Raw genomic sequence first — 21,260 nt, 5'->3', positions numbered from 1 at the left:
CCAACAGCGCAGCGAGAGCGCTGCCGTTCCATCTGGAGCGAGCGTTCGACATAAACCGCGTTCCCTCTGCTGAAAGGCCCCGACCGGAATTATGAGGCCCAGAGAATAACGCAGAAGTGACGTAAGGGAAAGTAGTGGTCAGCTTGCCGGACAAGCGGGCTTCCGTCGCCGCCAGGGGGCGGCGCGGATGGGGTGTCGGCGTGAAGAATGCCTCAGCCTAAGGCGGCTGGAGCAGGCCGCCCAGGCGGCCTGCCGGCGCGATCAGCGCTTGATGCTGCCGACGAGGGTCGGCCGGTCGTCGTCGATGGCAACCCAGCGGCCGCTGTTCTGGTCGGACTGGCGCTTGACGAACTGGTACTCGGTGTCGCCCCAGAGCTTGATCTTCGGCTCGAGATTGTCGAGCACGAGGTCGCCGCGATCGGAGCGGACGGTCAGCACCGCATGGCCTTCGCCATTGGTCTGGCGCACCACGGTGATCAGCAGGGCGCCTGCCGGCCAGCCCTTCTCGATCAGTTCGCGGCGCTTCAGCAGAACGAAGTCTTCGCAGTCGCCCTTACCGTCATCGGGATAGTTCCAGTATTCCTGACGACCATAGAGTTCTTCGTCGGTTACAGGCTCAATGGCAGTATTGACGTTGTCGTTGACGGCGATCAGCTCGTTCCAGCGCGTGACCGTCAGATGAACGGGAGCGGCATTGCGCGTGATCTCGTTGCATTCGACCGGCATCCGCGAGCAGAGCTCATAGTGGCCGACCGGCTGGCTTGTCTTGCCTGTTACCCGCATGAATGCGGCGTGTTCCTGTGCGGAAGCCCCGGCGATCAGGCCGAAGAACAACGCAAGCCCGGCAATGCAACTCGATACGCGTACAAACGACATAGAACCCGTCCTCTTGTCCGAGGAAGACTATGCCATATATGCTTTTACTGGGATCTAAGCCAAGCCCGATGATTCTAATCGACTTCTCTTCAAATTCGCGACGAAGTTTAAGCTTTGGTTTAATGAACGATTAACCAATTGCTCTCGCGCCATTGTCTCTGCTGAGTGGACAATGCGGAGCGGTCCGGCAAGCGTTTGTGGCGGAATCGCTGGGTTCCGGGGTCCGCTGTGATGCGGCGGACACATCATGGTAAGGAAATTGTGAATAGCGCCGTGAGCCGGGCCAAAACCGGGCTCCAGCCCCTCGTCGGGACGACCGGCTCGGGCAAATTCTGACAGCGCGGGGTCGGAGCCTCAGCGCGAAGGGCTTGCCAGCGCGATCGGCGCGGGCGCCATCAGCGGCCGGGCGAGGTCAGTCGCGACCGCCATCCAGCACGACGAGATGCTGCCGGCGACGTCCGGCAGGCTGGGTCGCGACGGCCGGCGAGGTCTCGCGGTGTGTGGGCCGCGCGGAAGCGGGCAGGGGGCGGGCCGCCAGGGGCTGGCTCTCTTCGACCGGCAGCCATCGGAGGCCGGCGATCTCCAGTCTCGGGATCGGATGCAGGCCAAGCCAGTAGGGCCGCTCCAGCGGCGCCAGCAGGCCCAGCACGCGGTCGATGTGGTCGCCGTCCTGGCTGAGCGGCAGCAGCAGCATTTCTATCGCCAGCGTGCTGCCCCGCCCGGTCCGTCCGGCGAGGTCGAGCACGACCGCGGCGGCGTCGCGCGTCACGCCGGTCAGCGCCGCCCGGACAGCGTCGCGATCCGCGCCCTGCCAAAGCGACAGGAAGCTCTCGCCCGTCAGTTCCCGCCCGACGCCCGCGCAAAGGCGGGTGCCGGCGAGGCGGAACGGGAAGCTCTGCGCCTGCGACGCATCGAGGATAAAGACATCGCCCAGCAGCCCCGCAATATGCGCCGGCTCGATGGCACTGCGCAGCGGGGCGGGCCTGCCGTCGCGCTGGCGCTGCCAATAGGCGTGGAGCTGTCGGGTCGAGGAATGCCGCATCGGGATCGAAACCGCACGGCGCCCAGGCTGTCCGATGGCATCCGGGAGCGCCGCGCCTCTGCAGTCCGCGCTCCGGAGGGAAGCGATGCCGCCACCGATGAAGGCGCTCATAGCAGATGGCGGACCCGCCGGGGCAAAAGCCGCCGGATAGGGTTACGCACAAGTTGAGAGTAGTTCGATATTGATCTTAAATTTGAAGCATGACAGGTTACGTGGCGTTCACGGGGCGTCTCATGCCGGGGGGCTAGACGGGGCGTGACGAAGGCCGTCCGCGCGTGCCCGTCTGAGAAGCGCGCCGGACGGCCGATCCATTTTGACGCCCCCGTTCTCGCCACGCTTGCGCTGAATTCGTGGGCCGACTATGCCGGATCGATGAGCCCGAGAAGCGAACGCGCCGAGCGCGAACCGATATTCAACCTCCCTGTCGTCATCATTGCCTCGCTGGCCGTGCTGGCGCTTGTGCACATCCTGCGCGTCTATGTGCTGGACGAGGAACAGGCGAGCTGGCTGATCGCCACCTTCGCCTTTTTCCCGATCCGCCTGACCGGGCCGGCGATCGAGGGCTTCTATTGGCCGGGCGGGGTCGCGGGCGATGTCTGGACCTTCTTCAGCTATGCCTTCCTGCATGCCGACTGGATGCATTATGGCGTCAACGCGCTGTGGCTCGCCGCTTTCGGCACGCCGCTGGCGCGCCGTTTCGGTGTCTGGCGTTTTCTGGCCTTCTCGCTTGGCGGCGCGGCGGCCGGGGCGGCGGCGCATCTGCTGCTCTATCCTTCCGGGCAGGCGCCGCTGATCGGTGCGTCGGCGGCGATCTCGGCCCAGATGGCGGCATCGGCGCGGTTTGCCTTTTCGGCCGGCGGGCGGCTTGGCGGCGGCATCCCGCGCAGCGATGCCGATTTCCGGCCGGCGCTTTCCTTCATGGAGATGGTGCGCGACCGGCGCATCGTCGCCTTCCTCGGCGTGTGGTTCGTCTTCAACCTGGTGTTCGGCCTGCTGTTCACCCCGCCCGGCGTGACCAACAGCACCGTCGCCTGGGAAGCCCATCTCGGCGGCTTCCTCTTCGGCGTCCTGCTGTTTCCCTGGTTCGATCCGATCGGACGTCAGCGCCGCTAGATCGGCTTTCCTTGCTTTCGCCCGCGCGCGGTCCCATCATCTGCACACGGGCATGACGACCGGGGCGCAGAGCCTGGCGTCGTGCACGGTGGATGATCGCAAGGCGATCGCGCCTCCGATCATGATTGGGGTCCGGACCGGTCCAGTTCAGAGAGCGGCCGGCCCTGTCTGGAACAGGGAGCCGACGCCAATGACGGTTGCAGCCATTCTTTCCAAGAAGGGGCGGGACGTTGTCACCGTTCCCGTCGATCTCAGCATCGCCGACGTGGTCCAGATCCTGGCCACGCGCCGGATCGGCGCGGTCGTCGTCACCGATAGCGCCCAGCGCATCCTGGGCATCGTCTCGGAGCGGGACGTGGTCCGCGCCCTGGCGCGGGGCGCCGATGCGCTCGCAGGCTCGGTGTCGTCGATCATGACGGCGAAGGTCGTCACCTGCACCGACGGCCACACCATCAACGACGTCATGACCCGCATGACGGAGGGGCGGTTCCGCCATCTCCCGGTGGTCGAGGGCGACCGCCTCGCCGGCATCGTTTCGATCGGCGACGTGGTGAAGGCGCGGATCGAACAGGTCGAGCGCGAAGCCGACGAGATGCGCGCCTATATCGCGATGGCCTGAGCGGCCGGCGAACGGCGGCGGCGGGCTCTGCCCTCAGCCGTCGCCGTAGACGGCCTTGGGGTCGAACAGCGGTGCGTCGCCGGTGAAGTCAAGCTTCAGCTCGGGCGAGAGCGGCTGGCCGACGGGAACCGTGCGGTAGAAGCAGCCCTTGCGGCCGGTATGGCAATTCGCGCCCGTGCCCGCGGTGCTGACCTTGATCCAGATCGCGTCCTGGTCGCAGTCGACCCGCATCTCGCGGACCGTCTGGGCGTGGCCGCTGGTGGCGCCCTTGTGCCAGAGTTCCTTGCGCGAGCGGCTCCAATACCAGCCTTCACCGGTCTCGATCGTTCTGGCCAGCGCCTCGGCATTCATCCAGGCGAGCATCACGACGTCGCCCGTGTCAAAGTCGGTGACGACGGCCGCGACCAGGCCATCGGCGCCGAAGCGGGGCGTCAGCGCGCTGCCTTCCTCGACTTCGGCATGGCTGCCGGGCGTGGCGAAACGGGGCTGGTCGGTGGCAAGGGTGGTCATGGTCTACTCCGGCGGTTTGCGATCGCCATAGCGCCGGAAACGCGGCGAAGGAAGCAAAAAGGGTGCTGCGCCGCATCCCGCCGGCAAAGGGGAATACGACTCTGCCTGAAACGCTAGCGGTGCTGGACCAGCGACAGGAAGCGGGCGCGCTCGGCCGGGTCCTTGTGGAAGATGCCGGTAAAGCTCGTGGTGATGGTCGAGACGCCGGATTTGTGGGCGCCGCGCATGGAAACGCAATGATGCTCGGCTTCCAGCATTACGGCGACGCCGCGCGGATCGAGACCGCTATCGACGGCCTGGGCGATCTGGTTGGTCAGCCGCTCCTGCATCTGCAGGCGGCGGGCGAAGATGTCGACGACCCGGGCCAGCTTCGACAGGCCGACCACGCCGCTCCTCGGATAATAGGCGATATGCGCCTTGCCGATGAACGGCACCATGTGGTGCTCGCAGTGCGAAAAGAAGGGGATATCGCGCACCAGGACGATGTCGTCATAGCCGCCGGCCTCGTCGAACACGCGGTCCAGCGTTTCGGCGGCGTCTTCGTGATAGCCTTTGTAGAATTCGCCAAAGGCCTTGGCGACGCGCTTCGGCGTGTCGAGCAGGCCCTCGCGCGACGGGTCGTCGCCGGCCCAGGCGATCAGCGTGCGGACGGCGGCTTCGGCTTCCTCGCGGCTCGGACGATGGCTCGCCTGCGGAACAGGCTGCGTCTCGGGCTTTGCCGGGGGGCTCTTGGCGTCCATGGGGGTACTCCGACTGGGCCGGACTCGGGCGGAGGATCCCGAATGGGCCGATGGTGCGACTGCGTGGCCGCAGTCCTACTATCTGGTCCCTCGGTTGGCGAGTTTCTATATTGGCGTGAGGAGGTCGCAATGATCGACGACATCTACAATGCGCGGATCCTGGAATTCGCCGCCAGTATCTCGCGACTCGGCCGGCTCGACCAGCCGGACGCGAGCGCGACGGCGCATTCCAGGCTCTGCGGCTCGACCGTGACCGTGCATCTCAAGATGGACGGCGACGTCGTCAGCGACTTCAGCCATGAGGTGCGCGCCTGCGCGCTGGGCCAGGCTTCGTCCTCGGTGATGGCGCGGCATGTCGTCGGCACCGACGCGCCGACCTTGCGGGCGCTGCGCGAGACCATGCGGAAGATGCTACAGGAGAGTGGCGCGCCGCCGGAAGGTCGCTTCGGCGATCTCCGATTCCTCGAGCCGGTGCGCGACTACAAGGCCCGCCATGCCTCGACCCTCTTGACCTTCGACGCGGTGGTCGATGCGATCGACCAGATCGAGGCGAAGCGGCAAGCGCTTGAAATGACGAGCTGTTAGTCGAGCCACCGGATGGTGGCAGGGAGATTGGCCATGCGGATGCAGAATTCTCTACAGATGGCACGGGGCGCGGTGGTTTGCCTCCTCGCTCTTGCCGCTGGAACCAGCGCGGCCTTCGCCCTTTCCAACGACGCGCAGGCCATCGTCGACCGGGTCAAGGCGACGACGCCCGAGTTGCACCCGGTCTGTTCCGACCGGGGCAAGCTCACCCAGGTGGTGACGGCGGCGACGATCGCGCTGGCCGAGGCCAAGAAGATCAATGGCGACCACACGGTCGCCCGGGCAGCGGGCCAGGAGGCCGGGCGCTATCTGTACTTCCACTGCCCATCGTGACGGCTGCCGGCACGGATCGGCCCGGACCGAGCCTTCGGCCGGCCGGGCAGGGGGCGATCTCTCGCCCGCGCGCTGGCCGGGGCTGCTCGGCATCGGGCTGATCCGCGTCTACAAGCTGACGCTCTCGCCCTTCATCGGCCAGAACTGCCGCTATCTGCCGACCTGTTCCAGCTATGGCGAGGAATGCATTCGCCGCTATGGGCTGTGGGCCGGCGGCTGGATGACGCTGGCGCGCTTCCAGCGCTGCGGTCCCTTCGGCGCCTCCGGCTACGACCCGGTGCCGGAAGAGCTGCCGTCAGAGGGCCGCTGGTACCGGCCCTGGGCCTATGGAAGATGGACGGGCAAGCATATCGACCCGAAGACGAGGCTGGATCTCTAGCCGCCGAAATAGCTCGGCCGGTCAAGATCGGCGATCAGGCCGGGGCCGGTCGGCTGCCACCCGAGGGTACGGCGGGTCCATTCGCTGGAGGTCGGGTTGTCGATCGCTGCGAAATGCGCGAACCAGCCGAAATGGGATGCGGCCTCCTCTTCCGAAAGGCTGACGACCGGCAAGCCCAGCCGCTTTCCGATGATGCCGGCGATCTCGCGGAACGGGACGCCGCCTTCGGCCGACGCGTGATAGCGGGCATCGGCCGCGCCTTTCTCCAACGCCAGCCGGAACAGGGCCGCCGCATCCTGGCGGTGCACCGCCGGCCAAAGGTTCCGCCCGGCGCCGATATAGGCGGATCTTCCCTTTTCACGCGCCATGCCGATCAGCATTGGCACGAAGCCGTGGTCGCCATCGCCATGGACGGAGGGCGGCAGGCGGACGATCGAGACGCGCACGCCTCGGGCCGCTGCCAGCCTCGCCGCTTCCTCGGTGGCAAGGCGCGGGTTGGGGTTGCCGGCGCGGGGCATGTCGGCTTCCGTCACCATGCCCTGGCCGGACAAAAGTCCGGTGCCGGAGGTGATGGCTAGCGGTCGGTCCGATCCGACGAGTCCGGCCCCCAGCGCTTCTATGACGGCGCGGTCCCACTCACAGCTGGCTTTGAAATTCGTGAAGTCATGGTTGAAAGCGGTGTGGATCACGCCGTCCGCGAGGTCGGCGCCTTTCCGCAGGCTGTCGAGATCGGTGAGATCGCCGCGATGCGGCGTGGCCCCGGCGGCGGCGAGCGCGCTCGCCGAAGCGTCGGAGCGGGCGAGGCCCAGAACCTGATGGCCGCCATCGATAAGGTTTCGGACGAGGGCGGAGCCGACGAAGCCCGAGGCTCCGGTGACGAAAACGCGCATGAGATGGATCCTCTTTGGGGCTCGGTCTGGCCGATCGCGGCCTTGGATCCGCAAGCTAGGCTCGGGCGACGATACGATCTATGCTGGGAAATCCGCATTTCATTCGCAATCGTCCGGTGCTCGTCATGGATCCGCTTTCCGACGTGCTGTCGCTCATGCGGCCGCGCAACCACATGTCCGCCGGCTTCGACGCGGGCGGAGACTGGTCGATCCAGTTTCCCGACCAGTGGGAAAGCATCAAATGCGGCGCCATCGTCTCCGGAAGCTGCTGGCTGACGGTCGACGGCGTCGCCGACCCCGCGCGGCTGGAGGCGGGCGACAGCTTCTTGCTGCCCAGTGGGCGGCCGTTCTGCCTTTCGAGCGACTTGGCGCTGGCGCCCGTCGGCGCGGCTTCGGTGTTCGCCCATGTTCCGGAAGGCGGCATCGTCACGCATCAGGGCGGCGGGGATTGCCTGCTCGTCAGCAGCCGCTTCGCCCTCGCCGGCAACTACGCCTCGATGCTGCTCGGCGTGCTGCCGCCCATCGTTCACCTTCGAAAGGAGACGGATCCGGCGACGCTGCGCTGGTCTGTGGAGCGAATGATGCAGGAATTGCGCGATCCGCAGCCGGGCGGCTTCCTCGTGGTCCAGCATCTGGCCCACATGATCCTGGTGCAGGCCCTGCGGCTGCATATGGCGGAAGGTCCGGCTGGCGGCGTCGGCTGGCTCTTTGCGCTCGGCGACCGGCAGATGGGAGCCGCCATCACCGCCATGCACGGCGATCCCGCGCATCGCTGGACCTTGCAGGCGCTGGCGGACCTGGCCGGTATGTCGCGCTCGACCTTCGCGCTCCGATTCAAGGAGACGGTCGGCAAGTCGCCGATGGAATATCTGACGCGCTGGCGCATGCTGCTGGCCGGCGACCGTCTCGCGAACTCGCGGGATTCGATTTCTACCATCGCTCTTTCGCTCGGCTACGAGTCGGAAAGCGCCTTCAGCACCGCCTTCAAGCGCATCATGGGCGGGTCGCCACGGCAATATGGCCGGGCCGGCACCCATGCTCGCCGCTCTGACGGCGCGAGCGGCACCGGGCGGCCGGATACGTTCGAACCGCGTGCCGAGGAACGTGAGGTTCGCGTCGGCGATCAGCTGGCCTCGGCGGCGTCGGAATAGGGCAGCGAGGCGGCGAGGATCCAGGCTTGGAACGCCCGCATCGCGGGCGTCGGCGCGGAGGATTTCAGCCAGGTCAGCCAGTAGCAGCCATGGGTGACGAAGATCTCGAAGGGCTGCTGGATGGCGCCTGCCGCCAGCTGGCGCTGGAACATCAGCGGCGGCGCCAGCGCTACGCCGGCGCCGAGGATGGCGGCCTCCACCATGGTGCGCGACGAGTCGAAGATAGGCCCCTTCACCGTTGGCGCTGCAATGCCGGCGGCGGCGAACCAGCTTGGCCATTCGTCCGCCCGGTAGGAGCGGAGCAGCGTTTCGCCATGCAGATCCTGCGGCTGCGCCAACCGCTCGGCGATCTCGGGGATGCAGAGGACCGAGAGAGGGGCGGCGAACAGCCGCTCGGCCTCCGTACTGTGCCAGGCGCCGTCGCCAAAGCGGATGGCGAAATCCAGCCCTTCGGCGGCGATGTCGACGCGGTTGTTGTTGGTGGAAAGGCGAAGGTCGATGAACGGGTGCGCCCGCTGGAACGCGGGCAGCCGCTCGATCAGCCAGCCGACCGCGAAGGTGCCGACCACGCCGACATTGAGCACCTCGCGGACATGGCCGCCCTCGAATTGCTCCAGGACGCCCGCGATCCGGTCGAAGGAATCCCGCAGCGTCGGCAGCAGCGCCTGGCCCTCATCGGTCAGAGCCAGTCCGCGCGGCAGGCGGCGGAACAGCGTCGAGCCCAGCCGTTCTTCCAGCGACTTGACCTGATGGCTGACGGCGGCCTGCGTTACGGCCAGTTCGATCGCCGCGCGTGTGAAGCTCAGGTGGCGGGCGGAGGCCTCGAAGGCCTTGAGCGCATTCAGTGGCAGATGCGGGCGAACCATTCGATCCCCTAGATTTTCTTATGGCTTGCCAGAGTTATCATCGTTTGCCGCAGCTTGGCGAGTGACCTACCAAGGGGCATCCCAATCAACGGAGATGGTGCGAATGATCGACAGGCGGCAGTTTTCCAAGGGTTTTGCGCTGGCGGCGGGAGCAGCCCTGTTGGCCGGTCCCGGCTTCGCCACCGCAGCGATGGCATCAGAGAAATTCGTGTCCACGGTGCTGGTCGACGTCGAGAGCGGCGCCGCCATCCATCGGGGAGGCCCGGCGGAACGACGTTTCACGCCCTGTTCGACCTTCAAGTTCCCGCTGGCGGTGATGGGCTTCGACTCCGGCGTGCTGATCGACCCGCACCATCCGCGCTGGGACTATCGTCCGGAATTCCAGACCACCATGGAATTGCAGAAGAAGGCGACGGATCCGACGATCTGGCTCAAGGATTCGATCGTCTGGTATTCGCAGGAACTGACCCGCAAGCTCGGCGAAGCGCGGTTCCGCGACTACGTCACCGCCTTCGGCTATGGCAATGAGAATGTCTCCGGCAATCCCGGCAAGAAGGACGGCTTGACCCAGTCCTGGCTGATGTCGTCGCTGGCGATCTCGCCGGACGAGCAGGTCGCTTTCGTGCGCCGCTTCCTCGACCGCAAGCTCGGCGTTTCCGACCATGCCTATGAGGCGACTCTGGCAAGCCTGGCGCAATACCCGGCCGAGGACGGCTGGACGCTGCACGGCAAGACAGGCAGCGGTTTTGTGCGCGACGCGAAGGGCGCCATCGATCGCAGCAAGCCGCTCGGCTGGTTTGTCGGCTGGGGCGAGAAGGATGGCCGCAAGGTTGCCTTTGCGCGCTTCAACCTCGGCAATCAGCGGTCGAAGACCTATGGCGGCATGATCGCCCGCGACGCGATGGTGAAAGATTTTGCCAGGCTGGCCGCAGGCTAGCGAGACCCGATGCCGGACTGGCCAAAATCGGGGGTGCCTGATTTTGGCCAGTCTGGCTCGGTTTCGGGCCGCGCGGCTTGAATGGCGGGCTGCCATCGTATAGCCGTCTCGAACCGGCATTGTCGGCCGGTGGGGCGGGGTCCGGATCTCGCCTCTCTTTCAGCCCAACCGCTTACCCGCGCTCGTCTGCGGGAGTGAGCAGGAGACAGATATGATCAATCTGACATTTCCCGATGGTTCCGTTCGCCAGTTCGAAGCCGGTGTGACCGGCAAGGCGATCGCCGAAGGCATTTCCAAGTCGCTCGCCAAGAAGTCGGTCGCCATGACCCTCGACGGCGTGCTGAGCGACCTTTCCGATCCGATCACCCGTGATGCCAGGCTCGAGATCGTGACGCGCGACGACCCGCGCGCGCTCGAGCTGATCCGCCATGACGCGGCGCATGTGATGGCCGAAGCCGTGCAGGAGCTGTTCCCCGGCACCCAGTGCACCATCGGCCCGGTGATCGAAAACGGCTTCTTCTACGATTTCGCCCGCAACGAGCCCTTCACGACCGAGGACCTGCCGAAGATCGAGCAGAAGATGCGCGAAATCATCGCGCGCAACGCTCACTTCACCAAGCAGGTCTGGTCGCGCGACTACGCCAAGAAGGTCTTTGCCGACAAGGGCGAGGCCTACAAGGTCGAGCTGATCGACGCGATCCCGGAAGGGCAGGATCTCAAGATCTACAACCAGGGCGACTGGTTTGATCTTTGCCGCGGCCCGCACATGGCCTCGACGGGCCAGATCGGCTCCGCCTTCAAGCTGATGAAGGTGGCGGGAGCCTATTGGCGCGGCGACAGCAACAACCCGATGCTGACGCGCATCTATGGCACCGCCTGGCACGACCAGGTCCAGCTCGACGCCTATATCCACATGCTGGAAGAAGCGGAGAAGCGCGACCACCGCAAGCTCGGTCGCGAGATGGATCTGTTCCATTTCCAGGAAGAGGGACCGGGCGTCGTCTTCTGGCACGCCAAGGGCTGGACCATGTTCCAGGAGCTGATCTCCTACATGCGCCGCCGGCTGCGTCCGCTTGGTTACCAGGAGGTTAACGCGCCGCAGCTGCTCGACAAGTCGCTCTGGGAAACGTCGGGCCACTGGGGCTGGTACAAGGAGAACATGTTCGCGGCGACGTCGGCCGGCGACGACACCGAGGATGAGCGCGTCTTCGCGTTGAAGCCGATGAACTGCCCCGGCCATGTGCAGATCTTCAAGCACGGCCTGAAGTCCTATCGCGACCTGCCGCTGCGCCTCGCCGAATTCGGCGCGGTGCATCGCTACGAGCCCTCGGGCGCGCTGCATGGTCTGATGCGCGTGCGCGGATTTACGCAGGACGACGCGCATATCTTCTGCACCGAAGAGCAGATGGCGGAAGAGTGCCTGAAGATCAACGACCTGATCCTCTCGACCTATGCCGATTTCGGCTTTGACGAGATCGTCGTGAAGCTTTCGACGCGTCCGGAAAAGCGCGTCGGCTCGGATGAGAACTGGGATCATGCCGAAGAGGTCATGACCAAGGTTCTGAAGACGATCGAGGAACAGTCGGGCGGCAAGATCAAGACCGGCATCCTCGAAGGCGAGGGCGCGTTCTACGGTCCGAAGTTCGAATATACGCTTCGCGACGCGATCGGCCGGGAATGGCAGTGCGGCACGACGCAGGTCGACTTCAACCTGCCGGAACGCTTCGGCGCCTTCTATGTCGATTCCGACAGCAACAAGAAGACGCCTGTGATGATCCACCGTGCCATCTGCGGCTCGATGGAGCGTTTCCTCGGCATCCTGATCGAGAATTTCGCCGGACACTTCCCGCTCTGGTTCGCGCCGCAGCAGGTCGTCGTCACGACGATCACCTCGGATTCCGATGCTTATGCGGAAGAAGTCTGCGCCAAGCTTCGCAAGGCCGGTCTTCGCGCCGAAGTTGATCTTCGCAACGAGAAGATCAACTACAAGGTCCGCGAGCATTCGGTCGCCAAGATCCCGGTGATCCTAGTCTGCGGCAAGCGCGAGGCGGAAGAGCAGACGGTGAATGTGCGCCGCATCGGCTCGCGCGACCAGGTGTCGATGTCGCTGGATGAGGCGATCGCTTCGCTGGTGGCCGAGGCGACGGCGCCGGACCTGGTGCGGGAGCGCGTCGAGGGCTGATCGCTGCCTGCATCAACACGGACTCAACAAAAAAACGGCCGGGGTTTCCCCCGGCCGTTTTTGCTTGCCGTGCCTGATCCAGGCCCGGAAGCGAGCTGGAGCCTTTACGGCCCGTAGGAGAAGCTGAGACCACCGGTGCCGGCCGTGCTGCCCTGCGACGAGCCGCCCGAGGTTCCGCCGCCGCCATGGCCGCCAAACCAGCCGCTGCCGCCGCCACCGCCATGATAGTCGCTGCCAGCGCCGCCCGAAGATCCACCAATGCCGCCGGCCACGCCGAGCGAACCGTAGTTGTTGCTCGAGGAGGCGGTCGTGGTGGTGGAATAGCTGCTGGACGAACTGGTGCTTGCGCCGGTGCCGCCGCCGCCGCCGCTGGACAAGCCACCGGTACCGCTGCCGCTACCGTTCGATGACGTCGAGGACGTGCCGCCTGCGGTCTGCGTGGCGCTGCTCGAAGCGGATCCGGCCATGGCCGAAGCCGAAGCGATCACGAACAATGCGGAAGTGGCAACACCGACGAGAATATTACGATACGTGGACATAGTGTAACTCCCTTGGGTTAGTGCAACATTTCACTTCTTGTTCTGGCATTTTGCGCTAAGGGCGCAATTTGCACTTTCTAATTTAAATAATTATAACGTAATTGGAAATGACATCTGTTGATATTTCTGTGATCGAAAGTTCTTGAAATACTTGTCGTGACAATGATCTATTTCCTGAACTCGCAGTAGTATTGCCACTGCTTTCTCTGCTTCCAGGTCTTGGGTTTGAAATTCTCGCAATTGATGTCGGAGGACGAGCCGCCCCCGCCAAACAGGCGTGCGAGAAAGCCGTTGGGATTGGGCGTTGGCCCAGGTCCGGGCCCCGGTCCCGGCCCGGGGTCGCCATCCGGACCCTCGGAATAGGCCCCCGCGAACGTGCCGACCGTGGCGGTGTGGGTTGCGGTCGCCGAGCCGCCGTCCCAGCCATTGCCGGTTGAGGTCGATCCACCATAGGCGAGGGCTCCCGCCGTGCCCATTCCGGATGTCGAGGCGTTTGCCCCGCTGGTCGACGTGCCATTGGCACCGGCGCTGGCCGATCCGCCGCCGCCGCCGCCATTCGAGCTTCCACTCGAGGTGTTGGAGGCGCTGGCCGAACCGGACGGGCCAGAGGAGGAGGCGCTTGAATGGCTGCCGCTGCTGCTGGACGCAGACCCGCCTGCAAAGCTCGCGTCGCTGAAAGCAACAAGGGTGAGAAAGGCCGCGGATGTCACGAGCGATAGTCTGGTGATCGAAATACTTTGCATGATCAAAACTCCCCTGTTCGTTCCATTTGTGGGAACGAGAATGAACTTCGGTCAGATCGTGTGAGTGTTCCGAAAGCTGGCCCGGCCGCTGCGGTTTTCGCTATGGCTGGGCTATGCGCGGAAGGCCCGAGTCACGGTTGCTTCGGCGCATCGCAACGATATTGCCACTTCTTGATGCCGCCATTTTCCCGCTTCCATTCGACGGCCATGCAGCTTGTGCTGGAACCGTTGGTGGTGGTCGTGACGGAGATCCCGTGGTCGCCGCTGCTTTCCGACCAGGCCGTTGCAGTGCTCTGCCCAGACGATGGGGGCGCGTTCATGGTTCCGTCGGTCAATTGCTGCACCAGGGCGTCGATATCCGGGGCGCCTCGATTGCTGGCGGCGGCGGTGCCGACGCCGATGGCCAACAGGCCAGTGGCGAGACCGATCGAGAGAGATGAGATCCGGCGTTTCTGGATGATGCTACTCATGATGGAACTCCATCCGTTTTCTTGTTCTTTTGGCGCATGCGAACTAGCGGGTGCCGAAGGGCTGGCAATAGAGGGTCTTCTGCTTCTGGCTCCAGACGCAGTTGGCGCCGCTCTGGCCGTTCTGGCTCGCAATGCGGACACTCTTCAAACCCTTGGTGCTGTTACCGAAGTTTGCACTAGCGAACGAACTGCTCGACGCCGAGGACGTGCCCCAGGGCGTTTTTGCATTGGACGAGGCTGTGGCGCGGGCCCATGCGGTTGCCGTGGTGCGTGTCGCCTGGGCATAAGCCGTGGCGGCGCTCCTGGCTGCGGCGCGGACATCGCTTGCGGTGAAGGCTGCGCCGTTCGCGAACGTGCTCGACATGGCGGTGGCGCTGACCCGGTTCGAGATGGCGATCGAATAGGTGCCTTGGCTCGTATAGGCCATCGACATCGTTCCGCCGCCCCTGATCTTCCGGTTGACGACCGTTTCGCCGGTCGCGGAAGTCTTGGCGTTCTTGCCGCCGATCGCGGTGGCGCTCGTCTGGTTGCCGGCGGAGGTGTAGGCCGTTGGCGTTTCCCCGGCTGTGGCGACGGCGGTTACCGTGGTGCCGGCCGTGGCGGACGCGTCATCGCTGGGCGTCGTTGCCGAGGCGCCTGCCGTGCCGGTCGCCGATGACGACGCCTGCATGCTGCCGCCTTCATTGGAGACACTGGCGGTTGCGCTCGTACCTGCCCCGGCACTGGTGGCGGAGCCTGTGGATGAGTCAGACTGGGACGACTGGGCGCCGCTGCTGCTTGTGGTCGAGCTCGAGCCGCCCGAGCCGTCGCCATCTTCCCCATGGCCAATGGCCGGGGCGGCGAGCAACAGAATTGCTGCCAGGGCAGCAAACCGCGATGCCTGCCCAACAATATGGGCAAACGAGTCCTTTTGCCGAAACATGATGTGAACCCCTCAGCCGAAATACAAATATAAAAATGTCCAATCGAGCGAAGTTCCCTGCCAGATACCCGCTCTCCAAGATCCAAAACTACTGCAGATTCGTGCGGTATTGAAGGGTGGCCGGCCAGAGCCTGTTGCCAAGTATCCATGATGCGTTCGGGAATTTCGCTACGGAAGGTATAGTTCAGATTCAGTATAGCTGGTGACGATTCCGGAGATAGAGTCAGGATTAGTGGAGAGCGGAGGCCGGATTCTCCGATCCAACGCAAACCAGCAAGACTTGGGAGACTGAGGATTGTTTCAAAATTCGTCGGATTGCCCATCCGTCCCGTATGGCTTTCCGGGAAGGATTATGTCTAGATTAAGGCAGCCTATTCGTATGATGAAATGGCGCCTGGGAAAGCGCTATGGTTGCGTTCGGGTGTAACGAAGTTGTGAGAGTCGGGGAGCTTGGCCGCGAATTCGACGGTCGCTTTACTTCCGTGATCGGAAAACTCGATCTGTCAGCCGCTTGCCGGAATCGCGATGTGCAAAAAGTCGATATTGGGTGGTATCGGGTTGTGACCGTCGTCACAGCCTTATGACCTGGCGGAAAACCGCCCCTCAAGTAGATCCGAAGACTTACGGGCTAGTTCTATCGATCAGGTTGCCAGTGGTCGGCCATATGGGGGGAGCCAGGCCGCCGTTTCCCCGGCTGACCACCGGCCCCAAAAGCCCGGCGATTCGCCGGCACCCGGCCGGACGCCTACTTTGCCAGGACCTCGATTTCGCGGTTCAGGCCTGGCTCGACCTTGAAGTTCCGCTCGTGGATCTGGTTGTCGTGCTTGGCGATGGCTGTGTAATCGCCGATGGCCAGGATCACGTCCGGAAAGGCGCCGGCGCTGTCGAAGACCGTCTCGCCGGCGGGCGTCATCACCGTCCAGGAGGTGTTGGCGAGAGCCTCGCCGCCGCTCTCCGATACCAGCTTCAGCGTGATGCGCGCCGCCTGGTGGAACATCCGCACTTCGGTCAGCTTGCCGGCCTCGACGACGATGTCGGCGCGTGCGATCGCGTTGGCGTCGCCATATTTGCTGACGATGTGATAGGTGCCGGCGTTGAGGCGGACGATCTGGTCGTCGCGCAGCGCGGGCACGAGGGGGCTGCGTTCCTCACCCCCGGCGCCATCACCCGGGAAGATGTCGAACTTGACCAGATTGGGCAGGGGCGCCAGGTCCTTGCCGACCAGCGCGTCGAGCTTGAGCCCGCCGGCGTTGAGCACAAGGGTCTCGTATTCGTCGCCACCTGCGACGCTGATCTGCTTCATGCCACCGGCGCGGCCATAGGCGGCGTGCACGACATAGTCGCCGGGCTTCAGCGGTACGTTGACAGCGCCGCCCTCGACCTCGCGGACCAGCGGCAGCTTGCCGTCCTTGCCTGGCTTCTTCGAGAAGACGCGCCAGACCACCCCCTTCGGGATGGTAGGGCCGCCATCGAGCAGCTTGGCTTCCAGCATCAGGCCGGGCTGCGGCCGGCTCTCGGTCGCGCGCTGGCTCGTCAGGTCGCCCTTGCCGGTCTTGAGCAGGGCGGCGGGATCGATCTTGTCAGGGAGCAAGGGCGCCAGCAGCATCGGGTCGGCGGGCGCGGCGCCATCGGGAATGTCGGCGGGAGGGATTGGCGCATCCTGCGCCAGAGCGGAGGTTGCGGACAGCGCGAGGGTGAACGCGGCGGCGGTGCCTGCCATCCGGACATGCCGCAGCAACCATGGTGAAGCGTTCGCGCGCAAATCCAGATCCCCGTCTCGAACGATCGTCTCGGTGGTTCGTTAGAGCCCGATCAGCGTGGCGATTTCAAGACCGGGCGTGGTCAAAGCTGCGACCGGGCAGGGGAAACCGGGCCGCCACGCCGCGGGGCCGGGGGTTGTATTGAGGGCGGATTCGTCCGATGTCTGGGGCAGCCAGACGCGCTTTGCCCGCGGCAAGCCGCTCGCCATTCCCTGTCCTTCCTGTTCGCGGTCCCCATGACAGATACCCTTTCGCTTCTGAAGACACGCCGCTCGTTCCCGTCCATGAACCTCGTCGAGCCCGGCCCGACGCCGGAGCAACTGACCGAGCTGCTGACCATCGCCAGCCGCGTCCCCGATCACGGCAAGCTGGCGCCCTGGCGCTTCATCCTGTTCCGGGGCGATACGCGCGCCCAGGCGGGCGAGGCGACGGCGGCGGTGCTGAAGAGCAACCGTCCCGACATCGACGACAAGTCGCTGGCGCATGAGAAGAACCGCTTCCTGCGCTCGCCGCTGGTGGTCGCCGTGGTCAGCCGCGCGGCGCCGCATGCGAAAATTCCCGAATGGGAACAGCTGATGTCGGCCGGCGCCGTGGCGATGAACCTGATCGTTGCCGCCAATGCGATGGGTTTCGCGACGCAGTGGCTGACCGAATGGGTCACCTATGACGCCGAAGCGCGCCGCGTGATGGGGCTCGCCGAGACCGAGAAGCTGGTCGGGCTGGTCTATGTCGGCACGCCGAACACCGAGCCGTTCGAGCGCCCGCGCCCCGCGCTCGCCGACATCGTCAGCGAATGGACGCCTACGGCCGCCTGATCCCAGGCAAGACCCCCACCCAACCCTCTCCCGCAAGCGGGCGAGGGCTTTTCTGACGGTGTGGCGTCGATGGCGAGGCGGGGCTCGATGCGGCCGCTCTCCCGCGAGCGGGCTGGGATGAGGGGACTGACTAAGGCTTCGGCCTCAGTACCGGAACTGCTCGGCCAGGATGCGGTCGTCCCAGCTGTGGCCGGGGTCGAACAGGATCAGGCTCTTGGCGCGGCGGTCCTGCTTGATGGCGATCTTCAGCACCGACTTGATTTCGGTATGGTCGGCAACCGCGTTGACCGGCCGCTTCTCCGGCTCGAGCACGTCGATCGACACCGTGACGCGATCGGGGATCAGCGCGCCGCGCCAGTGACGCGGCCGGAACGCGCTGATCGGCGTCAGCGCCAGCAGCGGCGCATGGATCGGCAGGATCGGCCCGTGCGCCGACAGATTATAGGCCGTGGAGCCGGCCGGGGTCGAAACCAGCACGCCGTCGCCGATCAGCTCCTCGAGCCGCACCTGCTGGTCGATCGAGATGCGCAGCTTCGCGGTCTGGTAGGACTGCCGAAACAGCGAGACCTCGTTGATGGCATAGGCGCGGTGTTCGTTGCCGCTGGCGTCCTGTGCGTCCATCCGCAGCGGATGCAGCAGCGAGGGCAAGGCGGCGGCGATTCGCTCGCGCAGGTGATCCTCGCGATACTCGTTCATCAGGAAACCGACCGAGCCGCGATTCATGCCGTAGATCGGCTTGCCGGAATTCATGAAGCGATGCAGCGTCTGCAGCATGAAGCCGTCGCCGCCCAGCGCCACGATGATGTCGGCGGCTTCCGGATCGACCGCGTCATATCGGGTCGACAGCCGCGCATGCGCCTCGGTCGCGTCCGGGGTGGCGCTGGCGATGAAGGCGATCGCCCCTTGCCGCGCTGGTTCGATCGCCATGATTTCCTCCCGGATGCGACGAAGGTCGCGCCCGCACTTCCTGTTGGACGGGCCCTACCATGCCGCCCGCATGTTGCCAAACCGTTGAGGGCGGCGGCGTCGTCAGGCGATGCTGACTTCCAGCTCGCCCAGCCCCTCGATCGCACCGACGACGACATCGCCGCGCTTCAGTTCGCCGACGCCGGCCGGCGTTCCCGTGAAGATGAGGTCGCCCGGCGCCAGCACGAACCAGCGCGACAGATGGGCGATGATCTCCGGCACGGACCAGATCATGTCGGCGAGGTCGCCATCCTGGCGCGGTGCGCCGTTGACGGTGGCGGTCAGCCGGCCGGACTTCGGATGGCCGAGCGTCGAGGCCGGCATGAGGGCGCCGATCGGCGCGGAGTGAGCGAACGCCTTGGCAGTGGCCCAGGGGCGGGCCGCCTTCTTGGCTTCCGCCTGTACGTCGCGGCGGGTCAGGTCGAGGCCGATGGCATAACCATAGACATGCGAAAGCGCGTCCTCGACCGCGATGTTGCTGCCGCCCTCGGCGAGCGCCACGACGAGCTCGACCTCGTGATGCAGGTCGGCTGTCTCCGGCGGGTAGGGCACCGGCGCGCCCGGCGCGACGAGATCGTCGGGGTTCTTCTGGAAGAAGAAGGGCGGCTCGCGGTCGTCATGGCCCATCTCGCGCGCATGCGCCGCATAGTTGCGGCCGACGCAATAGACCCGGTGGACCGGGAAGCGGGCAGTCGAATCGCGCACCTCGACGGAGACGCACGGCGGCGGGGGGACGACATAGCTCGGTTCGGTCATAGTGATTTCCTGCGGGCGAGGGGATCACTCTGTCCTGAGCCCGCGGCGGGGTGCAAGCGTTTCGGGGTTTTCCCTCGTGCGACGCAGTTGTCAGTTGCAGCGCGGCGGCTCGGACGCTAGTGCTGCCCGCCTGCGGAGCCCGGCTCCGCCGCATCCAGATGAGGCCAGTGCACCATGTCCGTTGATCCCGCGCGTTTCGTGCTCACCCTGTCGTGCGGCGACCGTCGAGGTATTGTCGCGGCGGTGGCCAACTGCATCGCGTCGCAGGGCTGCAACATCGTCGAGAGCGCCCAGTATGGCGATCCGGACAGCGGCCGCTTCTTCATGCGCGTCTCGTTCTCCGGCCTGGCCGATACCTCGGTCGAAAGCTTTTCGCGCGGTTTCGAGCCGGTGGCGACGGCCTATGATCTGAACTGGAAGCTGCACGACCTCCTGGTCAAGCCGCGCGTCATGATCCTCGTCTCCAAGATGGGGCACTGCCTGAACGATTTGCTCTATCGCAACTCGATCGGCCAGATCCCGATGGATCTCGTCTCCGTGGTGTCGAACCACGAGACGATGCGCCGTCGGGTCGAGGGCGAGGGGCTGCCCTATCACTACATTCCGATGGATGGCCGCACCAAAGCCGAGCAGGAAGGCGAGATCCTCGCCCTGATCGACGAGCAGAAGATCGATCTCGTCGTGCTGGCGCGCTACATGCAGGTTTTGTCCGACGACATGTCGGCCCGTCTCGCCGGCCGCGTCATCAACATCCATCACTCCTTCCTGCCGAGCTTCAAGGGCGCCAAGCCCTATCACCGCGCGCATGAGCGCGGCGTCAAGCTGATCGGCGCGACGGCGCATTACGTCACCGCCGAGCTCGACGAAGGCCCGATCATCGAACAGGATGTCGGCCGCGTCGATCATTCCATGTCGGCGGAGGCGATGGTCGCCATCGGCCGCGATATCGAGAACACAGTGCTGGCCCGTGCGGTCAAGTTCCACATCGAGCATCGGGTCCTTCTCAATGACACACGGACAGTCGTCTTCCGCTGAGGCGAAAGCCGCCGTCATCGACGGCAAGGCGGTCGCCGCCGAGATCACCGCCAAGGTCGCGGTGGAAACCGGTCGCCTGGTTGCGGCCGGTGGACTGGCGCCGGGGCTCGCCGTCGTGCTGGTCGGCGACGATGCCGCCAGCCAGGTCTATGTCGGCGCCAAGGGGCGCAAGGCGACCGAGCTCGGCTTCCATTCGGTCCAGCACACGCTGCCGCTCTCGACCAGCGAGGCCGAGGTGCTGGCGATCGTCGGTGAGCTGAACCGCGATCCGGCCATCCACGGCATCCTCGTCCAGTTGCCGCTTCCCCGGCACATCGACACCACCAAGGTCATCGAGGCGATCGACCCGGCCAAGGATGTCGACGGCTTCCACCCGATCAATGTCGGCCGGCTCGCCATCGGCGAGCGCGATCGCGCGCTGGTCTCCTGCACGCCGGCGGGCTGCCTGCTGCTGATCCGGCGCGTGCTGGGCAACGACCTCGCCGGCAAGGACGCGCTGGTGATCGGCCGCTCCAACATCGTCGGCAAGCCGATGGCGCAATTGCTGCTGCAGGAAAGCTGCACGGTCACGGTCGCGCATTCGCGCAGCCGTGACCTGCCGGCGCTGGCGCGCAAAGCCGATATCATCGTCGCCGCCGTCGGGAGGCCGGAGATGGTGAGGGGCGACTGGATCAAGCCGGGCGCCGTGATCATCGATGTCGGCATGAACCGCATCCCGGCGCCCGAACGCGGCGAGGGCAAGACCCGCCTGGTCGGCGACGTCGCCTATGCCGAGGCCGCGGCTGTCGCATCGGCGATCACGCCCGTGCCCGGCGGCGTCGGCCCGATGACCATCGCGATGCTGATGGCCAACACTCTGACCGCCGCCTGCCGCGCGGCAGGCCAGGGCGAGCCGAAGTTTTAGGGCAGGCAGGGGAACGGGACTGCTTTTCACCTCTCCTGAGGGAGAGGTCGGAGCGAAGCTCTGGGTGAGGGTTTAGGGGACCATCCGGTGAGGCCGTAAACCCTCACCCGCCGCGCTGCGTGCGTCG

The 21,260-nt window shown here is 65.4% G+C and carries 25 protein-coding genes; 12 read left to right on the top strand and 13 right to left on the bottom strand.

The window, feature by feature from the left end:
• Window positions 1-261: 261 nt before the first annotated feature.
• Both ACHMWQ_RS18575 and ACHMWQ_RS18570 read right to left on the bottom strand, forming a co-directional pair.
• On the bottom strand, window positions 262-876 hold the full coding sequence (locus tag ACHMWQ_RS18575) for a transglutaminase-like cysteine peptidase (protein WP_354550119.1): 615 nt from the start codon (window positions 874-876) through the stop codon (window positions 262-264).
• Between the two features lie 412 nt (window positions 877-1,288).
• Complete coding sequence (locus ACHMWQ_RS18570) at window positions 1,289-1,918, bottom strand: PAS domain-containing protein (protein WP_396308589.1); 630 nt, start codon at window positions 1,916-1,918, stop codon at window positions 1,289-1,291.
• Window positions 1,919-2,173: 255 nt separating this feature from the next.
• Here ACHMWQ_RS18570 and ACHMWQ_RS18565 point away from each other — a divergent pair, with 255 nt between their 5' ends.
• Together ACHMWQ_RS18565 and ACHMWQ_RS18560 are read left to right on the top strand one after the other, a co-directional pair.
• On the top strand, window positions 2,174-3,031 hold the full coding sequence (locus tag ACHMWQ_RS18565) for a rhomboid family intramembrane serine protease (RefSeq protein ID WP_396308588.1): 858 nt from the start codon (window positions 2,174-2,176) through the stop codon (window positions 3,029-3,031).
• A gap of 190 nt (window positions 3,032-3,221) precedes the next feature.
• Window positions 3,222-3,650, top strand: a complete 429-nt coding sequence (locus ACHMWQ_RS18560) for a CBS domain-containing protein (protein ID WP_396308587.1) — start codon at window positions 3,222-3,224, stop codon at window positions 3,648-3,650.
• 33 nt (window positions 3,651-3,683) lie between these two features.
• On the opposite strand, the gene hisI is transcribed toward ACHMWQ_RS18560, so the two are convergent.
• Both hisI and folE read right to left on the bottom strand, forming a co-directional pair.
• Entirely contained in the window at window positions 3,684-4,160 is a 477-nt protein-coding gene (gene hisI, locus ACHMWQ_RS18555; protein ID WP_396308586.1) for a phosphoribosyl-AMP cyclohydrolase, read from the bottom strand.
• A 113-nt stretch (window positions 4,161-4,273) separates the two neighbouring features.
• Window positions 4,274-4,900, bottom strand: coding sequence for a GTP cyclohydrolase I FolE (folE, locus tag ACHMWQ_RS18550; protein WP_396308585.1), 627 nt, complete (start codon window positions 4,898-4,900; stop codon window positions 4,274-4,276).
• A gap of 129 nt (window positions 4,901-5,029) precedes the next feature.
• On the opposite strand from folE, the gene ACHMWQ_RS18545 reads away from it, so the two are divergent.
• The 3 genes from ACHMWQ_RS18545 to yidD are packed head-to-tail and all read left to right on the top strand — an operon-like array spanning window position 5,030 to window position 6,197.
• Window positions 5,030-5,485 carry an iron-sulfur cluster assembly scaffold protein gene (locus ACHMWQ_RS18545; protein WP_396308584.1) on the top strand — a complete coding sequence of 152 codons (456 nt, stop codon included), beginning with the start codon at window positions 5,030-5,032 and terminating at the stop codon, window positions 5,483-5,485.
• Window positions 5,486-5,518: 33 nt separating this feature from the next.
• Window positions 5,519-5,818 (top strand): hypothetical protein, encoded by a 300-nt coding sequence (locus ACHMWQ_RS18540; RefSeq protein WP_396308583.1) that lies wholly within the window; start codon window positions 5,519-5,521, stop codon window positions 5,816-5,818.
• Window positions 5,745-6,197, top strand: coding sequence for a membrane protein insertion efficiency factor YidD (gene yidD / locus ACHMWQ_RS18535; RefSeq protein WP_396308582.1), 453 nt, complete (start codon window positions 5,745-5,747; stop codon window positions 6,195-6,197). Before ACHMWQ_RS18540 ends, yidD begins: the two co-directional genes overlap by 74 nt.
• Here the strand turns inward: yidD and ACHMWQ_RS18530 are convergent.
• Complete coding sequence (locus ACHMWQ_RS18530) at window positions 6,194-7,087, bottom strand: SDR family oxidoreductase (RefSeq protein WP_396308581.1); 894 nt, start codon at window positions 7,085-7,087, stop codon at window positions 6,194-6,196. The genes yidD and ACHMWQ_RS18530 overlap by 4 nt on opposite strands.
• A gap of 125 nt (window positions 7,088-7,212) precedes the next feature.
• Here ACHMWQ_RS18530 and ACHMWQ_RS18525 point away from each other — a divergent pair, with 125 nt between their 5' ends.
• Window positions 7,213-8,238, top strand: coding sequence for an AraC family transcriptional regulator (locus ACHMWQ_RS18525; RefSeq protein ID WP_396309481.1), 1,026 nt, complete (start codon window positions 7,213-7,215; stop codon window positions 8,236-8,238).
• Here ACHMWQ_RS18525 and ACHMWQ_RS18520 read toward each other — a convergent pair.
• A complete protein-coding gene (locus ACHMWQ_RS18520) occupies window positions 8,211-9,104 on the bottom strand; it encodes a LysR family transcriptional regulator (protein WP_396308580.1) in 894 nt (297 codons plus the stop codon). The genes ACHMWQ_RS18525 and ACHMWQ_RS18520 overlap by 28 nt on opposite strands.
• A gap of 103 nt (window positions 9,105-9,207) precedes the next feature.
• Here ACHMWQ_RS18520 and blaOXA point away from each other — a divergent pair, with 103 nt between their 5' ends.
• The gene (gene blaOXA, locus ACHMWQ_RS18515) at window positions 9,208-10,041 is read left to right on the top strand and encodes a class D beta-lactamase (protein ID WP_396308579.1); all 834 of its coding nucleotides are present in this window, start codon (window positions 9,208-9,210) and stop codon (window positions 10,039-10,041) included.
• A 211-nt stretch (window positions 10,042-10,252) separates the two neighbouring features.
• Window positions 10,253-12,223, top strand: a complete 1,971-nt coding sequence (gene thrS, locus ACHMWQ_RS18510) for a threonine--tRNA ligase (RefSeq protein ID WP_396308578.1) — start codon at window positions 10,253-10,255, stop codon at window positions 12,221-12,223.
• Window positions 12,224-12,327: 104 nt separating this feature from the next.
• On the opposite strand, the gene ACHMWQ_RS18505 is transcribed toward thrS, so the two are convergent.
• Both ACHMWQ_RS18505 and ACHMWQ_RS18500 read right to left on the bottom strand, forming a co-directional pair.
• Window positions 12,328-12,762, bottom strand: coding sequence for a hypothetical protein (locus tag ACHMWQ_RS18505; protein WP_396308577.1), 435 nt, complete (start codon window positions 12,760-12,762; stop codon window positions 12,328-12,330).
• A 167-nt stretch (window positions 12,763-12,929) separates the two neighbouring features.
• A complete protein-coding gene (locus ACHMWQ_RS18500) occupies window positions 12,930-13,238 on the bottom strand; it encodes a hypothetical protein (RefSeq protein ID WP_396308576.1) in 309 nt (102 codons plus the stop codon).
• Between ACHMWQ_RS18500 and ACHMWQ_RS18495 the strand changes: the two genes are divergently transcribed.
• Window positions 13,231-13,569: a hypothetical protein gene (locus ACHMWQ_RS18495; RefSeq protein WP_396308575.1), complete on the top strand. Its 339-nt coding sequence runs from the start codon at window positions 13,231-13,233 to the stop codon at window positions 13,567-13,569. The genes ACHMWQ_RS18500 and ACHMWQ_RS18495 overlap by 8 nt on opposite strands.
• A gap of 67 nt (window positions 13,570-13,636) precedes the next feature.
• Here the strand turns inward: ACHMWQ_RS18495 and ACHMWQ_RS18490 are convergent, their stop codons facing one another.
• From ACHMWQ_RS18490 to ACHMWQ_RS18480, 3 genes are all read right to left on the bottom strand, one after another.
• On the bottom strand, window positions 13,637-13,975 hold the full coding sequence (locus ACHMWQ_RS18490) for a hypothetical protein (protein ID WP_396308574.1): 339 nt from the start codon (window positions 13,973-13,975) through the stop codon (window positions 13,637-13,639).
• A gap of 43 nt (window positions 13,976-14,018) precedes the next feature.
• On the bottom strand, window positions 14,019-14,897 hold the full coding sequence (locus ACHMWQ_RS18485) for a hypothetical protein (RefSeq protein WP_354550086.1): 879 nt from the start codon (window positions 14,895-14,897) through the stop codon (window positions 14,019-14,021).
• 745 nt (window positions 14,898-15,642) lie between these two features.
• Entirely contained in the window at window positions 15,643-16,617 is a 975-nt protein-coding gene (locus tag ACHMWQ_RS18480) for a hypothetical protein (RefSeq protein ID WP_396308573.1), read from the bottom strand.
• 276 nt (window positions 16,618-16,893) lie between these two features.
• On the opposite strand from ACHMWQ_RS18480, the gene ACHMWQ_RS18475 reads away from it, so the two are divergent.
• Window positions 16,894-17,472 carry a nitroreductase gene (locus ACHMWQ_RS18475; RefSeq protein ID WP_396308572.1) on the top strand — a complete coding sequence of 193 codons (579 nt, stop codon included), beginning with the start codon at window positions 16,894-16,896 and terminating at the stop codon, window positions 17,470-17,472.
• Window positions 17,473-17,616: 144 nt separating this feature from the next.
• On the opposite strand, the gene ACHMWQ_RS18470 is transcribed toward ACHMWQ_RS18475, so the two are convergent.
• Window positions 17,617-18,399 carry an NAD kinase gene (locus tag ACHMWQ_RS18470; protein WP_354550080.1) on the bottom strand — a complete coding sequence of 261 codons (783 nt, stop codon included), beginning with the start codon at window positions 18,397-18,399 and terminating at the stop codon, window positions 17,617-17,619.
• Window positions 18,400-18,501: 102 nt separating this feature from the next.
• Window positions 18,502-19,194: a fumarylacetoacetate hydrolase family protein gene (locus tag ACHMWQ_RS18465; protein WP_396308571.1), complete on the bottom strand. Its 693-nt coding sequence runs from the start codon at window positions 19,192-19,194 to the stop codon at window positions 18,502-18,504.
• 174 nt (window positions 19,195-19,368) lie between these two features.
• Between ACHMWQ_RS18465 and purU the strand changes: the two genes are divergently transcribed.
• Both purU and folD read left to right on the top strand, forming a co-directional pair.
• The gene (gene purU / locus ACHMWQ_RS18460; protein WP_396308570.1) at window positions 19,369-20,229 is read left to right on the top strand and encodes a formyltetrahydrofolate deformylase; all 861 of its coding nucleotides are present in this window, start codon (window positions 19,369-19,371) and stop codon (window positions 20,227-20,229) included.
• Complete coding sequence (gene folD / locus ACHMWQ_RS18455) at window positions 20,201-21,133, top strand: bifunctional methylenetetrahydrofolate dehydrogenase/methenyltetrahydrofolate cyclohydrolase FolD (protein ID WP_396308569.1); 933 nt, start codon at window positions 20,201-20,203, stop codon at window positions 21,131-21,133. Before purU ends, folD begins: the two co-directional genes overlap by 29 nt.
• Window positions 21,134-21,260 lie beyond the last annotated feature (127 nt).

The organism is Kaistia sp. UC242_56 (assembly GCF_044452255.1).
GTDB classification, from domain to species: Bacteria; Pseudomonadota; Alphaproteobacteria; order Rhizobiales; family Kaistiaceae; genus Kaistia; species Kaistia defluvii_A.
The sequence above is the reverse complement of the archived record's forward strand: the minus strand, read 5'-3'. Positions and strand labels throughout refer to the sequence as shown.

Excerpts from the sequence above, each read along its gene's own strand:
- ACHMWQ_RS18575 (WP_354550119.1), bottom strand. The coding sequence starts at position 876 with ATGTCGTTTGTACGCGTATCGAGTTGCATTGCCGGGCTTGCGTTGTTC.
- ACHMWQ_RS18570 (WP_396308589.1), bottom strand. The coding sequence starts at position 1,918 with ATGCGGCATTCCTCGACCCGACAGCTCCACGCCTATTGGCAGCGCCAG.
- ACHMWQ_RS18560 (WP_396308587.1), top strand. The coding sequence starts at position 3,222 with ATGACGGTTGCAGCCATTCTTTCCAAGAAGGGGCGGGACGTTGTCACC.
- hisI (WP_396308586.1), bottom strand. The coding sequence starts at position 4,160 with ATGACCACCCTTGCCACCGACCAGCCCCGTTTCGCCACGCCCGGCAGC.
- folE (WP_396308585.1), bottom strand. The coding sequence starts at position 4,900 with ATGGACGCCAAGAGCCCCCCGGCAAAGCCCGAGACGCAGCCTGTTCCG.
- ACHMWQ_RS18545 (WP_396308584.1), top strand. The coding sequence starts at position 5,030 with ATGATCGACGACATCTACAATGCGCGGATCCTGGAATTCGCCGCCAGT.
- ACHMWQ_RS18540 (WP_396308583.1), top strand. The coding sequence starts at position 5,519 with ATGCGGATGCAGAATTCTCTACAGATGGCACGGGGCGCGGTGGTTTGC.
- yidD (WP_396308582.1), top strand. The coding sequence starts at position 5,745 with ATGGCGACCACACGGTCGCCCGGGCAGCGGGCCAGGAGGCCGGGCGCT.
- ACHMWQ_RS18530 (WP_396308581.1), bottom strand. The coding sequence starts at position 7,087 with ATGCGCGTTTTCGTCACCGGAGCCTCGGGCTTCGTCGGCTCCGCCCTC.
- ACHMWQ_RS18525 (WP_396309481.1), top strand. The coding sequence starts at position 7,213 with ATGGATCCGCTTTCCGACGTGCTGTCGCTCATGCGGCCGCGCAACCAC.
- ACHMWQ_RS18520 (WP_396308580.1), bottom strand. The coding sequence starts at position 9,104 with ATGGTTCGCCCGCATCTGCCACTGAATGCGCTCAAGGCCTTCGAGGCC.
- blaOXA (WP_396308579.1), top strand. The coding sequence starts at position 9,208 with ATGATCGACAGGCGGCAGTTTTCCAAGGGTTTTGCGCTGGCGGCGGGA.
- thrS (WP_396308578.1), top strand. The coding sequence starts at position 10,253 with ATGATCAATCTGACATTTCCCGATGGTTCCGTTCGCCAGTTCGAAGCC.
- ACHMWQ_RS18505 (WP_396308577.1), bottom strand. The coding sequence starts at position 12,762 with ATGTCCACGTATCGTAATATTCTCGTCGGTGTTGCCACTTCCGCATTG.
- ACHMWQ_RS18500 (WP_396308576.1), bottom strand. The coding sequence starts at position 13,238 with ATGGGCACGGCGGGAGCCCTCGCCTATGGTGGATCGACCTCAACCGGC.
- ACHMWQ_RS18490 (WP_396308574.1), bottom strand. The coding sequence starts at position 13,975 with ATGAGTAGCATCATCCAGAAACGCCGGATCTCATCTCTCTCGATCGGT.
- ACHMWQ_RS18485 (WP_354550086.1), bottom strand. The coding sequence starts at position 14,897 with ATGTTTCGGCAAAAGGACTCGTTTGCCCATATTGTTGGGCAGGCATCG.
- ACHMWQ_RS18480 (WP_396308573.1), bottom strand. The coding sequence starts at position 16,617 with ATGGCAGGCACCGCCGCCGCGTTCACCCTCGCGCTGTCCGCAACCTCC.
- ACHMWQ_RS18475 (WP_396308572.1), top strand. The coding sequence starts at position 16,894 with ATGACAGATACCCTTTCGCTTCTGAAGACACGCCGCTCGTTCCCGTCC.
- ACHMWQ_RS18470 (WP_354550080.1), bottom strand. The coding sequence starts at position 18,399 with ATGGCGATCGAACCAGCGCGGCAAGGGGCGATCGCCTTCATCGCCAGC.
- ACHMWQ_RS18465 (WP_396308571.1), bottom strand. The coding sequence starts at position 19,194 with ATGACCGAACCGAGCTATGTCGTCCCCCCGCCGCCGTGCGTCTCCGTC.
- purU (WP_396308570.1), top strand. The coding sequence starts at position 19,369 with ATGTCCGTTGATCCCGCGCGTTTCGTGCTCACCCTGTCGTGCGGCGAC.
- folD (WP_396308569.1), top strand. The coding sequence starts at position 20,201 with ATGACACACGGACAGTCGTCTTCCGCTGAGGCGAAAGCCGCCGTCATC.